The organism is Phocaeicola vulgatus ATCC 8482, from assembly GCF_000012825.1.
GTDB classification, from domain to species: Bacteria; Bacteroidota; Bacteroidia; order Bacteroidales; family Bacteroidaceae; genus Phocaeicola; species Phocaeicola vulgatus.
Genome location: NC_009614.1, coordinates 2,373,170 through 2,386,161 on the forward strand (window position 1 = coordinate 2,373,170; position 12,992 = coordinate 2,386,161).

A 12,992-nucleotide genomic window follows, 5' to 3' on the forward strand; every position below is an offset into this window, starting at 1 on the left:
AGCTTATTGGTTTTCCGGTTTGCGCAACCGGATACCTATATCGCTGATTCCCGTCAACGGGTTGTCCGTCATGATATGGACGATGCGGAAAGTACGTGCGCTTCCTTCTGTACGGATAGGAATAGATGCTTTATAAGGCAGGTCACATTGATATAATCCACAAAGACCATTTCCTGTTTTATTTCCAGCTTCGTCAACCAGAAAAAGTTGTAAAGTGTCTGTGACGTAAGTCAAAGTATCCTTTGTGTTATGGCTGACTTCTAGCCAAATATCTCTGTAAGGATAAGATTCTTGATAACGGATACCGATTTCTGCTTCGTAATTTCCGGCAGGGATAGAATTGGGCAGGGTATAAACAAGAGTATCACTTTTATCCCATCCGTCAAGGGGGACGGGGGCGTAAGAGTGATAGATGATATTGTTTTGACAGGCTGCCAATATGAGTATTGGCAGCCATGTCAGTTTATTCTTTAGTTGATACAGGAGTTTGTGGCTTTTCATTCGGGATTTGGCTATTGTTTCCGTTGTTCTTGTTGTCATTTTCCTTTCCTCCTCCGTTATTCCGGTTTTCACTGCCTCCTTCATTATTACCATTATTGGGGCGGCGTTTATTGCGGTTCCGGTTTCCGTCTTCCCGATTTTCACGACTGCGCTCTTCCCGGTTGCGACTTTCCCTGTTGCGATTTTCTTCTTTAGGGCGGTTTCCGTTCTCTTCGCGTGGCTGCTGAGCCTTGTTTTCTTTAGGCTCTCTAGGTTGTTTGGGACGTCCTTCTCTAAGTGGCCGGTTTTCTTTGGGTTGTTGTGACCGGTTCTCTTTAGGTTGTTGCGGACGTCTGTTTTCATTGGGAGTACCTTCTCCGTTATTACCGTTATTTTCCGGCTTACGTTTTTTCTTTCGGTTGCTGTTGTTGCCTTTTCGTTTGTCGAATCGGGTTAAGCTTTCTTGTTCTACTAAATCAACGGGCTTTTGAGGTTCGTTCTTTTTGACAGATTCGGTTAAGCTTTCCGGTTTCTCACCCCGTCGGTTCATATTAATAATTTCAAAAGCACGGCGTGCGGTGATGGTTACAGCATTAGCTATGAAGTTTTTGTCAGTAGAGTACATGATAGTTCCCTTCAAAATATCCGCTTTGAAAAAATAGAATGTACTATCCGTCGTTTCTAAAGTCATTTCTTTGCTTGGAAGGCGTTTTTGGGACTCTACATAGGCGTCTACCTCATAGTTTAGGCAGCATTTCAGCTTGGCACATTGTCCGGCTAACTTTTGGGGATTCAGAGAAATATCTTGATAACGTGCCGCACTGGTAGATACAGATACAAAATTTGTCATCCAGGTAGCGCAGCACAATTCACGTCCGCAAGGTCCGATACCGCCAATGCGTCCGGCTTCCTGACGGGCGCCAATTTGTTTCATTTCTATACGTACACGGAAAGCTTCGGCCAGTACTTTGATCAGTTGGCGGAAGTCTACACGTTCGTCCGCGATGTAATAAAAGATAGCTTTGTTGCCATCGCCTTGATATTCCACATCACCGATCTTCATGTCTAGGTTCAGATTCTTGGCTATCTGGCGGGACCGGATCATTGTGTCATGTTCTTTGGCTTTTGCCTCCTCGTATTTTTCCATATCTACAGGTTTTGCCTTGCGGTAGATACGCTTGATTTCGGCATCGGGTTTGATGTTTGCCTTACGCATTTGCAAAGGTACCAATCTTCCCGTCAGGGTTACTGTACCGATATCGTGTCCGGGACTTGCTTCTACAGCTACTATATCTCCTTTTTCCAGCTTCAGTTTGTTGCTGTTCTTATAATACCCTTTGCGGGTATTCTTGAATTGAACTTCAACCATTTCCTGTTCCTCGGTGTTGCCGGGAATATCAGCCAGCCAGTCGTAGGTGTTCAGCTGCTTATCCTGTCGTCCGCAGCCTTTGCAACACAAACAGCCGCTTCCGTTCTTTAATTTGAATTCATTGTCCATAATTCTGTTTTAATTGAGAATTGAAAATTGAGAACTAAGAAATAAATGCCATGCGGTTCTGTTATTTTTTAATGCTCAATTCTCAACTTTTAATTTTTCAATAGCACAATCATTTTTAAAGAGAAATCAAAGAACACCATTTTGGGATTCACATTCTGTCCTATATGTAATTGTGCTTCACTAAGTTCGTCCATTATGCCCATCACATTCCGCTCGTTGACAAACGGTGCGAAACGGGTGGAAAAATTTTGTTCTTCGGGATTCATATACACTAAATCACGTTGATGAAAGTTGTATATGAAGTTTTCTCGTATCATACGTTGGCAGTAGGCCAGAAAATTCTTCTGACGTTCACGCCCCATGGAGGCTACCGCATCGCTCCATTGTCTCATTTCGCGTATCTTCCGTTGATAGGAAAGGCGCATCAAATTTATAAAGAGTTCAAAGAACAGTTTGTTTTCCTCGCTCAGATGTATGGTTTCCAGTGCTTTCAGAAAATTGCCTTCTGAGCGGTGTGCTATATCGTCAGCATCTTCCGGTTGTAGTCCGTATTTGGTTTGCAATACTTTTGAGATTTCAGGTTCTTTGATCCCATGAATGTTAAATCGTTGGGTACGGCTTTGGATCGTTTGCAAAATGGCATCAGGCTCTTCGGATACTAATAAAAAGACAGTCATGGCAGGAGGCTCTTCCAGTAACTTCAGCAGTTTGTTGCTGCATTCCACGTTCATCTTTTCGGGAAGCCATATAATCATGATTTTGTAACCGCCTTGACTGGATTTTAAGCTGAGCTTTCGTACAATCTCATCGCTCTCTTTTACAAAGATTTGCGCCTGTTGGTTTTCTGCTCCCATCTCTTTCAGCCAATGGTTCAGATTAAAATATGGGTTCTGCAGGACAAAGTTGCGCCAGTCTGCTATGAAATCATCGCATACGGTATCCTTTCCGGCTTTTTTCTTGATAACAGGAAAAACGAAATGCAGGTCGGGATGTATCAGCTTATTGAATTTCACACAAGTGGGGCAAATTCCGCAGGCATCTTGTTCACCACGGTTTTCACAGCAGATGTAACGGGCATAAGCTATTGCCAAAGGCAACTTTCCTGTACCTTCGGGACCGCAAATCAGTTGTGCATGAGGGATTCTTCCTTCTTTTACCTCGGCTATGAGCCGCTGTTTTGCTTCCTCTTGTCCTATTACATCTTTAAATAACATTGCTTTTTATAGTCATTTATTTACTGTTTAATAAATTGCTTTTGCAACTTCCTTTACACTGTTCACGGCACTTACGGTATAGAAATGAATGCTGGGAACCCCACAGGCTATTAATTCACGGCACTGGTGTATGCACCATTCTATGCCAAGACTTTCCGCTTCTTCATCTGTTTGACATTTCATCGCTTCGCCTGCCAGTTCTTGCGGCAAGTCTATCTTGAACGTCTTGGGTATCATGTTCAGCTGGGATAATTTGCGGAAAGGCTTGATACCCGGAATAATAGGTACATTGATTCCTTCTTTTCTTACCCTTTCTACAAATTCGAAATATTTGCGGTTGTCATAGAACATCTGTGTCACAGCATATTCAGCTCCTGCTTCAATCTTTTTCTTCAGCCAATAAATATCTTGTTCCATATTGGGTGATTCCTCGTGTTTTTCAGGATAGCAGGCTACTCCATAACTGAACGGAGTTCCTGTTACCTTGATGGGGGAACCGTCTACAAATACGCCTTTATTGAAATCATTGATCTGCTCTTCCAGTTCTATGGCGTGGTTGTAACCGTTGTTTTCGGGTACGAAAGCTGATTCGTGCTTTGCCTTGTCACCACGCAGTACCAACAAGTCGGTGATGCCCAGGAATTGTAGATCTAACAATACATATTCTGTATCTTCGCGGGAAAAACCGCTGCACAGGATATGTGGCACTGTCGTTATATTGTATTTGTTCTGCAAAGCGGCGGCAACAGCAACTGTTCCGGGACGGCGGCGCTGGCGTGTACGTTGGTACAGCCCGTTTCCCAGCTCCTTGTACACATATTCGCTGCGGTGGGTTGTAATATTGATATATTTAGGGTCGAATTCGCGTAGCGTATCAACCGTTTTATACAGTTTTTCAATACCCGTTCCTTTCAGCGGAGGGAGAATTTCAAAAGAAAAAGCCGTATTGTCCGTGCTTTTTATTAAATCAACTACTCTCATCGTTCTGTCTCGTTCTCTTATGCCTTATCGGGCGGAATTACATATTTGGGCAAAAATAAGAAAAATATCGTAGTTTATGGGGATGAAAAAGCGATTTATTTTATCTTTGTTCTATAATAAAGTGAAACATACGGAGAGAAAAGCGTTTCCTTGCAGCTAAGCCGTGGTTTTCCACACTTGTCAGGGATACCGTCCGTGATGGTGGAGTAACATTTCTCCTGCCTACAGGCATTGCTCTCTTTGATGATGACCTGTCAAGCTTTACTGCATGGAGAATACTTGCGGATGGGATAAGCCCCGTCCTTGCAGGAGATGAAATAATCTGTAAACCTTTGTTTGGGGAAGTAGCGGAGGTTTATAGGAATGGAGTGAACAGATTGGCGAACCAACCGACGAAGCGTTTCCATCCGGAGCGTTTTTTATATTCTTCCTTGGTAAACAGGGTACTGTCCAGCTTGTCATGCTCGAACATGGTGTTCAGTTCATGTGTGGTTTCTTTGTCAAAAATGAAAGCGTTGACCTCATAGTCATAGCGTAGGCTGCGGCTGTTCAGATTCGTACTTCCCACAGTGCAGAACAGGCTGTCCACCATCATGATCTTAGAGTGGTGGAACCCGCCATTGTACACATAAATCTTTGCTCCTTTCTTACGCAGCTTGTTTGCTGTATAGAACGCGGCATCGGGGGTAAAAGGAATATCCGATTTGCCCGGTATCATGATTTCTACTTCAACGCCTCGCTTCAACGCACGTTTTATGGCTTTTTTAATGCTTGGAATGGGAGTGAAATAGGGATTCACTATTTGTATTTTATCCTGTGCGGCATCAATGGACTTGATATAAGTCTGCCTCATCAGTCTGGGTTCTTTTTTCGGAATGCGGTCTACAATGGCTACATTCTTATTTCCCTTGAAAGTAGAATCGTTTCGTAGGGGATAGTATTGGCTTCCGCTTACGTGTTGTTTAGTGCTTTTGTTCCACATGGCCAGGAAGATGTCCTGCAATTCGTTTACGGCATTTCCCTCTATACGGATATGCATGTCGCGCCAGTCGCCTATTTCCGGCAGACCCTTTATATAGTAATTGGCTATGTTCATGCCACCGGTATATCCTATTTTTCCGTCTATGACTACAATCTTGCGATGGTCTCTGTGCAGGGCATGATTGATATAGGGGAATTTGAAAGGGTCGAACTTGACAATTTCGATTCCTTTGTCACGGATTGCTTGTATGTGTTTCTTTTTCAATGGCTTGTTGTTTGACAAATTGCCGAAGGCATCAAACAAAGCTCTGACTTCCACTCCTTCTTTCACTTTTTCTCCCAATAAATCAAATAGTGCGTTCGCTATGGAATCGTTACGAAAATTGAAGTATTCTAAGTGGATATGATGTTTGGCATGCCGTATTTCTTCAAAGAGATCGATGAATTTGGCCCGACCGCTTTTTAATAATTTCAGTTTGCTGTTTTGGGTGATAGGAATGCCGGCATCCTTTAAGAAATTGATAACGGCAGAGTCGCTGGTATAGGTTGGCACCGTATCTGTCGCTGCTATATGGATGTTGGTAACTTCTTGTGACTGAGCTGTCTCTACAGTGAAAGATAAGATGAATAAAAGTATTAAATAAATATGTTTTTTTATATCAAACTTCATTGCTTTTTTATTAAGGCTGCAAAGGTATTTATTATTCTAGGAATGAACAAGCCATCGGTATTATTTATGTTTAAAAGGGAGAAATAGAACAGTGTGGCCATTTGTTTGAACAGTTGGTAAATTGAGGTGGTAGAAATTTAATGAAGGTTGTTTTTATTGTTCCATTCATATCTTTTTTCAGGCTCGGTATAAACATCTGTAGTGTGTGTGAAAGAAGTTTGTCGGTCCGGTTTTTCTGCTGTTGTGACATTCAAGAGGAGGAGATACGGAAAAATAATAATCCGTCGGCGGGATTAAAAGAATGCATATCGCATCCAGCCCTGTTGCCTAAGCCTTTTCTATCTCCAGATTAACCCTTTTTATGCGGATGTATTCTATCTCCATAGCCTTGGGAGTTAACTCCATAGCCTTGGGAGATAACTCCAAAGCTTATGGAGATAACTCCAAAGGCTTGCGGAGATAAAACAGACGGGAAGAAAACCTTTAATCATACGGCGGGAAAGGTTTGGGGATACAGGTAAAATCTTTTAGTGATGAATCCGGTGTATGTACAGGGTTATACATATATTATATTCATTCTTATATGTATGTATATGAACTTCCATACGTTCAGAATGAAAATCCACATCAGGGCAGGGGTGTTTTTTATCTCTGCCGATGCATCGTAAGCCGTCATTCCTTGGAGGTACAAATCTTTTATGGTGCTTTTTCATTGAAAAAGACTTGGAATGCTCTACTTTGTGTCAAGCTGGAATAGTTTATAAAAAAGAGAGTATATGATTGATAAACAGTATGCTATGTGAAATTTTCCTTGAAAATGTAGTGAGGGCATGAGGGTATGAGTGAGAGCAAGTATTTTTACCATTGGCGTATAAATGGTTTATAGTTAGCTTGTTATGTTTGCAGTGAGGGCATGAGGGCATAAATGCTTCGAACTTTCTAGTGGGAGCTGAAGGGAAAGGCTGATACGCCAAGAATATTTTGGAAAACTGATCCGGAAAATCCATTCTTGGTTTAACTCTCGGTTTAACCGAACCATGTAAACCGGCGCGTTTAAGGCATAAAAAAAGAGAGTTACTTTGGTGTAACTCTCTGATTCTTTGGTGATCCGCTTGGGGCTCGAACCCAAGACCCCAACATTAAAAGTGTTGTGCTCTACCTGCTGAGCTAGCGAATCAATCCTTTGTTATTGCTATTCTTCCGAATTGCGAGTGCAAAGGTAGACGTTTTAGATGAAATATGCAAATATATTACTTGATTTTTTTGAATTATTTTTCGTTAGAATTCTCTTTGTGCTGAAAATCAGAGTGTTCTATCCCTCCGGAAAATTCTTTTTCTTTTATTCGTATGTATCTTTGATAGTAAGAAAGCATCAAGCTGGTACAAGGCAAAGCGATAATCATACCTACAATTCCCATTAATGCCCCCCAGACGGAGAGGGATAATAAAATGATAGCAGGATTCAATCCTGTGATTTTTCCCATAACTTTCGGTACAATCAGACCGTCTTGTATAATTTGTACGATGCAGAACACAAGGAAGGCGCAAAATAATATCCACCAGAAATTCTCTCCTGTATCCGCAGCCTTCAGTAAGGCTAATAAGACTGTGGGAATAAAAGCGATAAGCTGAAGGTAGGGAACCATATTGAGAAGCCCGATAAACAATCCGAAACCGATGGCTAACGGGAAATCAATAATAAGAAACCCTATGCTGAACAGAATCCCTACACAAAAAGCGACAAACGCCTGCCCGCGGAAATATTTGTTCATGCCGTCCTGTACATCCGTGACAATATGTACTGTCATTTCACGGTGTCTGGCAGGGATCAGTTTTATCCATCCCCGTGCAATGGCTTCATAATCTAATAGAATGAAGAAAGTGTACAGCAGGATGATGAATGAGGTGAATACACTGAATACAATATTGACAGATTGGGTCAGCAATGCCCATACTTGGGGAAGAACATTACGCATGGTATTCGCAAAATTGCTTTCGTTCAGCGCTTCGTGTATTTTCAACATATCTATGTGCTCTTTTATGAAATTGGCCACTGTGCCGGGAATGGCTGCTTGCTTGGATCCTTCGATAAAATAGGCGGTGAGCAATTCTTTCAGTTTGCCGAATTCTTCAATGATTGGTGGTACAAGTCCTACAAATGCTAAAGTGATAATGGACAGCAATACCAGCAAAACAACTAATATGGAGATTACCCGGTTCCTCAGACGCAATTTGTTCTGAAAGAAAATGACCATCGGATAGATAAGATAGGCTATCAGCCATGCTATGAAGAAAGGAAGCAGCACTCCGCTGAGTCGGTTGACCAGATATAGAATGCCGATAATGACCATCGCTGTCAATATTCCGCGGATAAAACTATCGAATGTTATTTTTTTCTGTATCATAAAGTGTGTGTTATTTATTTTCAGTTTCCTCTTTCAAAGCTTCCATATAGCAGGTCCGGCAAAGAGGCTCATAGTCTGCCTTTTCCCCTAATAGGACCCGTTTTTCGCTTTTGGTGATTCGGTGGGTGGCATAGGCCAAGTTCCCACATTTCACACAAATGGCATGAACTTTGGTTACTTCGTCTGCAATAGCCAGCAAGGCAGGTATAGGTCCGAAAGGAACTCTCCTGAAATCCATGTCCAATCCGGCGACAATGACTCTTATCCCGTTGTCAGCCAGCTTGTTGCAGACATCAACCAAACCTTCGTCAAAAAATTGCGCTTCGTCTATACCCACTACATCCTTGTCTGAGGAGAAAAGCAAGATGCTGGCAGAAGAATCAATAGGGGTGGAGGCAATAGAGTTGCTGTCATGTGATACAACTTCTTCTTCCGAATAGCGTGTATCTATGGCCGGTTTGAATATTTCAACCCGTTGACGGGCAAACTTCGCTCTTTTCAAACGGCGGATTAGTTCCTCGGTTTTACCTGAGAACATTGAGCCGCATATTACTTCTATTCTTCCTCTTCTACGTGTTTCCTGGATGTGGTCTTCTGAAAAAACTACCATAATTTAGTTATAACAATTAGATTAATTCTGAGTGCAAATGTACGACTTGTACCCCGAAAAAGGATTATTTTCACTTGGAAATTTATTAATAAAAGATATAATGTTAAACAAAAGTGCAACATCTGTTAAATAATTGGGACAATTAACTTTATGCATTTAAATTCTTTCTACATTTGTTCCAGTATAACAGAATGCAATTGTTTTATGGGAAAACTGTATGTCGTACCTACTCCAGTAGGAAATTTAGAGGATATGACTTTCCGTGCCATCCGTGTGTTGAAAGAGGCTGATTTGATATTGGCGGAAGACACGCGTACTTCGGGTATTCTTTTGAAACATTTTGAAATTAAAAACGCCATGCAGTCTCATCATAAGTTTAATGAGCATAAAACAGTGGAAGGTATTGTGAATCGCATCAAAGCGGGCGAAACTGTTGCTTTAATATCTGATGCCGGAACTCCTGGTATTTCTGATCCCGGATTTTTAATAGTGCGTGAGTGTGTGAAGAGTGGCATTGAGGTGCAATGTTTGCCTGGAGCTACTGCTTTTGTACCTGCGCTGGTGGCGTCGGGATTGCCTGATGAACGTTTCTGCTTTGAAGGATTCCTGCCACAAAAAAAAGGAAGAGTGACCCGTTTGACCTCTTTGCAAGAAGAAAAACGGACGATGATATTTTATGAATCACCCTACCGTTTGGTGAAAACCTTAACTCAATTTGCCGAGTTTTTCGGTGCCGAAAGGCCTGTTTCCGTATGTCGTGAGATTTCAAAAATTCACGAAGAAAGTGTTCGGGGCACATTAACTGAAGTTATAGCGCATTTCACTCAAAACGAGCCGCGAGGTGAAATCGTAATCGTACTCGGTGGGAAAGAGGACTAAAAATGAATAAACTTAAAATGTAAAGCAAATGAAAAAACTAGTATTTTTATCGTTGTTATCTGTGGCTTTATTGACTTCATGCGGTAATGGAGCTCAGAAAGATGCCTTGAAGGCTCAAAATGATTCTTTGATGGTGGAACTGTCAAACAGAAATGCTGAATTGGACGATATCATGGGTGCTTTCAATGAAGTACAGGAAGGTTTTCGTCAGATAAATGAAGCTGAGAATCGTGTAGACTTACAGAGTGGTTCTATTCGTGAGAATAGTGCTGATAAGATAAAAGAAGATATTCGCTTCATCAGTGAAAAATTACAGTCAAACCGTGAGCAGATTGCGAAACTGGAGAAGCAATTGAAGAATAGTCAGTATAATTCCGCTCAGTTGAAGAAAGCTGTAGCCAACCTGACGAAGGAGTTGGAAGCTAAACAGCAGCAGATTGAGACTTTGCAGGCTGAATTGGCTTCAAAAAATATTCGTATCGCTGAGCTGGACGATGCTGTGGCCGGTTTAAGCCAGAATGTAAGTGAACTGACCGCTGAAAATGAGGCGAAGGCTGCAACTGTAGCCAGCCAGGATAAAGCTTTGAATGCTGCCTGGTTTGTTTTTGGTACAAAATCTGAATTGAAGGACCAGAAAATTCTTGAAAAAGGTGATGTCCTGAAAAGTGCGGATTTTAATAAGGATTATTTTACTCAGATTGATATTCGTACTGATAAGGAAATCAAGTTGTATTCTAAACGCGCCGAATTGCTGACTACACATCCGGCTGGTTCATATGAACTGGTGAAAGATGCGAAAGGCCAGCTGACTTTGAAGATTACAAATCCTACTGAATTCTGGAGCGTATCACGCTATCTTGTTATTCAGGTGAAATAAGGAATTTAAATTATTGTTCTGTGAAAGGGTTGTGCCGTGAGTGACGCAACCCTTTTTTAATCTGCTTTATGTTGTATGTATAGAAGTATATTTATTGATTTGGATGATACGGTATGGGCTTTTACTGAAAACGCTCGTGATACATTCCAAGACATGTATGATAAATATCATTTTGATCGTTATTTTCGTTCTTTTTCGCATTTTTATACTTTGTATAGCGGGAAGAATGAGGAGTTGTGGAATGAATATGGTGCTGGTAGGATTACAAAAGATGAGTTGAATGAGCAAAGATTTGCCTATCCGTTGTTGCAGGTAGGCGTTGCAGATAAAGCGTTGGTGAAAGCCTATTCGGATAATTTTTTTGATGATATAGTTTACAAGAAGAAACTGATGCCTCATGCAAGAGAGGCTTTGGAATATTTGGCATCCGCTTATAATCTGTATATTTTGTCCAATGGATTTAGGGAATTGCAAGAGCAGAAGATGCGTTCTGCCGGTGTGGAAGGATATTTTAAGAAAATAGTTTTGTCAGAGGATATAGGAGTACATAAACCGTTTCCGGAGATTTTTTATTTTGCCATGTCGGCTACGCAGTCCGAGCTGCATACTTCTTTAATGATTGGAGATAATTGGAAGAATGACGTTGAAGGTGCGAAAAACGTAGGGATGGGAAATGTTTATTATAATATAAAAGGTGAGAAGAGCTTGCCTTTTAAACCTGGTTTTGATATGAGGGATTGGCGGGAAATCGCTTCTTTCTTATAAAATTGAATGGAAGATGTTGATGGATAAGTCTGTTGGCACAAACAATGTATTTGCATAAGGAATGCCCGATATTTGTTTTAAAGGGATGCTCCTGTGTATGGGGGCATCCCTTGAAAAGCATTTTTTTTTCAAAATAAAAAATGTGATTATTTATTTTGGAAGAGTATTTGTCCAATTGTTCTGAGTTACTCCGAATCCAGCGTTGATTTCTGCACTAGGAATAGGAAATACTAAATTTGATATTTCGTAATTAGTATAAGTAAATTTGATGGCTGGAGCACTGTTGGCATATACACTGACTCTTTCATTCCAGCGACGCAAATCATATAGACGCATACCTTCTTGGAATAACTCACGAGCACGTTCGTCTTTTATAAAACTCATAAGATTTTCTTTTTCGCTCGGTAAATCGTTTGTTGATTTTATATCTAAATTACGCTTGGCTACTACTAATAAAGCTTCTTTGGCTTCATTCAATTTGTTTAATTGTACATTTGCTTCAGCCTTAATTAAATACATTTCCGGAGCATTTACAATATAATTAGTTCCACGAGCAGGGTTACCTGACGAAAAGTGAGCAATTTTACCACCTGTGTAAACAGGTTCAGATTCTGTAGAAGTTTTATCTCTTCCATCAATAAGAATTTTACGGCAATCGTTAGTTGCATACATTGAAATTAGTTTAGGACTAGGACTAAAGTTGTATGTAGACCACAAAGTTCCATATGAATTAGCTGACCAGTTTGTTGTATTAGTAATAGCTAAAGCAAACATACTTTCGGAATTTGATATTTCACTATTATAAAGAGCTTTGTATGCATTAGCATCGTTGGTTAAAGTAGTAATACCCGCTATTTTTAGTGCTTGTTCTGCATAGTTTCTTGCTTCATCCCAATTTTCTAAATATAGGTAGGTACGGGCCAATAAACCATTAGTAGCAGCTTTTCCTAAATATTGGAGTTCTCCTCTGTCTTTACCAGCTGCTTCAAAATGGGATAATGCATTTTTTAGGTCATTGATGATGGCTTCATAGCTTTCGCCAACAGTAGAACGGCTGATTTTAGTCAATGCTTCTTTGGGTTGGTCAATTATGACGATTCCTAGTTCGGAAGAAAAATCTTGTCCATTCACTTTTATTTGGTGCCCATAAATATTAGTAAGCAATAATTGTGCGTAACCTCTTAGAGCATAAGCTTCAGCCATATACATATTAAGTTCTGTTTTTTCATCATCGCTTGCATTGTTATATAGTGCTTGAGAAGCTTGAATTACACGTGCTGCATTATCAGCTGTTTTATAACCATACTCCCAAATACTTTTTAAATAAGTATCTGTATCTGTAAAAGTATAGGTATAAATACCATCAAAATGTCCGGTTTTAGTATTCCAATAAGTAATATCTGTAGGAATATCACCAATAGCTAAAGCATAGTTACCAGCAAATGCATAATAAAATAATTGATAATAAGTTCCATTTAATGCTGTACTAACGTTAGTTACAGTGTTGAGCCCTCCTTCTAGGTCCACTCCTTTATAGTTGTCAGTTTCAAGAAAACTGTCACCACATGAGGAAAGTCCTGTTGCAAATGTAAAAATGGCAATTGCATTTAAAATATATTTTTTCATATCTTT

General features: G+C 40.5%; 12 protein-coding genes and 1 tRNA gene. 4 read left to right on the plus strand and 9 right to left on the minus strand.

What is annotated here, in order from left to right:
* Positions 1 to 3 precede the first annotated feature (3 nt).
* The 5 genes from BVU_RS09270 to cls form a co-directional block, all read right to left on the minus strand.
* Entirely contained in the window at positions 4 to 501 is a 498-nt protein-coding gene (locus tag BVU_RS09270; protein ID WP_016270960.1) for a gliding motility lipoprotein GldH, read from the minus strand.
* Positions 464 to 1,978, minus strand: a complete 1,515-nt coding sequence (ricT, locus tag BVU_RS09275) for a PSP1 domain-containing protein (protein ID WP_005842725.1) — start codon at positions 1,976 to 1,978, stop codon at positions 464 to 466. Before ricT ends, BVU_RS09270 begins: the two co-directional genes overlap by 38 nt.
* A gap of 89 nt (positions 1,979 to 2,067) precedes the next feature.
* The gene (locus tag BVU_RS09280) at positions 2,068 to 3,192 is read right to left on the minus strand and encodes an ATP-binding protein (protein ID WP_005842722.1); all 1,125 of its coding nucleotides are present in this window, start codon (positions 3,190 to 3,192) and stop codon (positions 2,068 to 2,070) included.
* A 27-nt stretch (positions 3,193 to 3,219) separates the two neighbouring features.
* Positions 3,220 to 4,173: a methylenetetrahydrofolate reductase [NAD(P)H] gene (metF, locus tag BVU_RS09285; RefSeq protein ID WP_005842720.1), complete on the minus strand. Its 954-nt coding sequence runs from the start codon at positions 4,171 to 4,173 to the stop codon at positions 3,220 to 3,222.
* 355 nt (positions 4,174 to 4,528) lie between these two features.
* Positions 4,529 to 5,824: a cardiolipin synthase gene (gene cls, locus BVU_RS09290; protein WP_005842718.1), complete on the minus strand. Its 1,296-nt coding sequence runs from the start codon at positions 5,822 to 5,824 to the stop codon at positions 4,529 to 4,531.
* Between the two features lie 367 nt (positions 5,825 to 6,191).
* Here cls and BVU_RS23105 point away from each other — a divergent pair, with 367 nt between their 5' ends.
* Entirely contained in the window at positions 6,192 to 6,287 is a 96-nt protein-coding gene (locus tag BVU_RS23105; RefSeq protein ID WP_100069351.1) for a left-handed beta-roll domain-containing protein, read from the plus strand.
* 638 nt (positions 6,288 to 6,925) lie between these two features.
* Here the strand turns inward: BVU_RS23105 and BVU_RS09295 are convergent.
* From BVU_RS09295 to BVU_RS09305, 3 genes are all read right to left on the minus strand, one after another.
* Positions 6,926 to 7,001, minus strand: a tRNA-Lys gene (locus BVU_RS09295).
* A 91-nt stretch (positions 7,002 to 7,092) separates the two neighbouring features.
* A complete protein-coding gene (locus BVU_RS09300; protein WP_005842664.1) occupies positions 7,093 to 8,229 on the minus strand; it encodes an AI-2E family transporter in 1,137 nt (378 codons plus the stop codon).
* Positions 8,230 to 8,239: 10 nt separating this feature from the next.
* On the minus strand, positions 8,240 to 8,839 hold the full coding sequence (locus BVU_RS09305; RefSeq protein WP_005842663.1) for a thymidine kinase: 600 nt from the start codon (positions 8,837 to 8,839) through the stop codon (positions 8,240 to 8,242).
* A 204-nt stretch (positions 8,840 to 9,043) separates the two neighbouring features.
* Here BVU_RS09305 and rsmI point away from each other — a divergent pair, with 204 nt between their 5' ends.
* The 3 genes from rsmI to BVU_RS09320 all read left to right on the plus strand — a co-directional run bounded on the left by rsmI (position 9,044) and on the right by BVU_RS09320 (position 11,360).
* The gene (gene rsmI, locus BVU_RS09310) at positions 9,044 to 9,718 is read left to right on the plus strand and encodes a 16S rRNA (cytidine(1402)-2'-O)-methyltransferase (protein WP_005842662.1); all 675 of its coding nucleotides are present in this window, start codon (positions 9,044 to 9,046) and stop codon (positions 9,716 to 9,718) included.
* A gap of 28 nt (positions 9,719 to 9,746) precedes the next feature.
* A complete protein-coding gene (locus tag BVU_RS09315; protein ID WP_005842660.1) occupies positions 9,747 to 10,595 on the plus strand; it encodes a hypothetical protein in 849 nt (282 codons plus the stop codon).
* 75 nt (positions 10,596 to 10,670) lie between these two features.
* Positions 10,671 to 11,360 (plus strand): YjjG family noncanonical pyrimidine nucleotidase, encoded by a 690-nt coding sequence (locus BVU_RS09320; protein WP_005842658.1) that lies wholly within the window; start codon positions 10,671 to 10,673, stop codon positions 11,358 to 11,360.
* A gap of 150 nt (positions 11,361 to 11,510) precedes the next feature.
* On the opposite strand, the gene BVU_RS09325 is transcribed toward BVU_RS09320, so the two are convergent.
* Positions 11,511 to 12,986: a RagB/SusD family nutrient uptake outer membrane protein gene (locus tag BVU_RS09325; protein ID WP_005842656.1), complete on the minus strand. Its 1,476-nt coding sequence runs from the start codon at positions 12,984 to 12,986 to the stop codon at positions 11,511 to 11,513.
* Positions 12,987 to 12,992 lie beyond the last annotated feature (6 nt).

Coding starts and splice junctions, on each gene's coding strand:
- BVU_RS09325 (WP_005842656.1), bottom strand. CDS start 12,986: ATGAAAAAATATATTTTAAATGCAATTGCCATTTTTACATTTGCAACA.
- BVU_RS09270 (WP_016270960.1), bottom strand. CDS start 501: ATGAAAAGCCACAAACTCCTGTATCAACTAAAGAATAAACTGACATGG.
- BVU_RS09315 (WP_005842660.1), top strand. CDS start 9,747: ATGAAAAAACTAGTATTTTTATCGTTGTTATCTGTGGCTTTATTGACT.
- BVU_RS09320 (WP_005842658.1), top strand. CDS start 10,671: ATGTATAGAAGTATATTTATTGATTTGGATGATACGGTATGGGCTTTT.
- BVU_RS09300 (WP_005842664.1), bottom strand. CDS start 8,229: ATGATACAGAAAAAAATAACATTCGATAGTTTTATCCGCGGAATATTG.
- BVU_RS09280 (WP_005842722.1), bottom strand. CDS start 3,192: ATGTTATTTAAAGATGTAATAGGACAAGAGGAAGCAAAACAGCGGCTC.
- cls (WP_005842718.1), bottom strand. CDS start 5,824: ATGAAGTTTGATATAAAAAAACATATTTATTTAATACTTTTATTCATC.
- BVU_RS09305 (WP_005842663.1), bottom strand. CDS start 8,839: ATGGTAGTTTTTTCAGAAGACCACATCCAGGAAACACGTAGAAGAGGA.
- rsmI (WP_005842662.1), top strand. CDS start 9,044: ATGGGAAAACTGTATGTCGTACCTACTCCAGTAGGAAATTTAGAGGAT.
- metF (WP_005842720.1), bottom strand. CDS start 4,173: ATGAGAGTAGTTGATTTAATAAAAAGCACGGACAATACGGCTTTTTCT.
- ricT (WP_005842725.1), bottom strand. CDS start 1,978: ATGGACAATGAATTCAAATTAAAGAACGGAAGCGGCTGTTTGTGTTGC.
- BVU_RS23105 (WP_100069351.1), top strand. CDS start 6,192: ATGTATTCTATCTCCATAGCCTTGGGAGTTAACTCCATAGCCTTGGGA.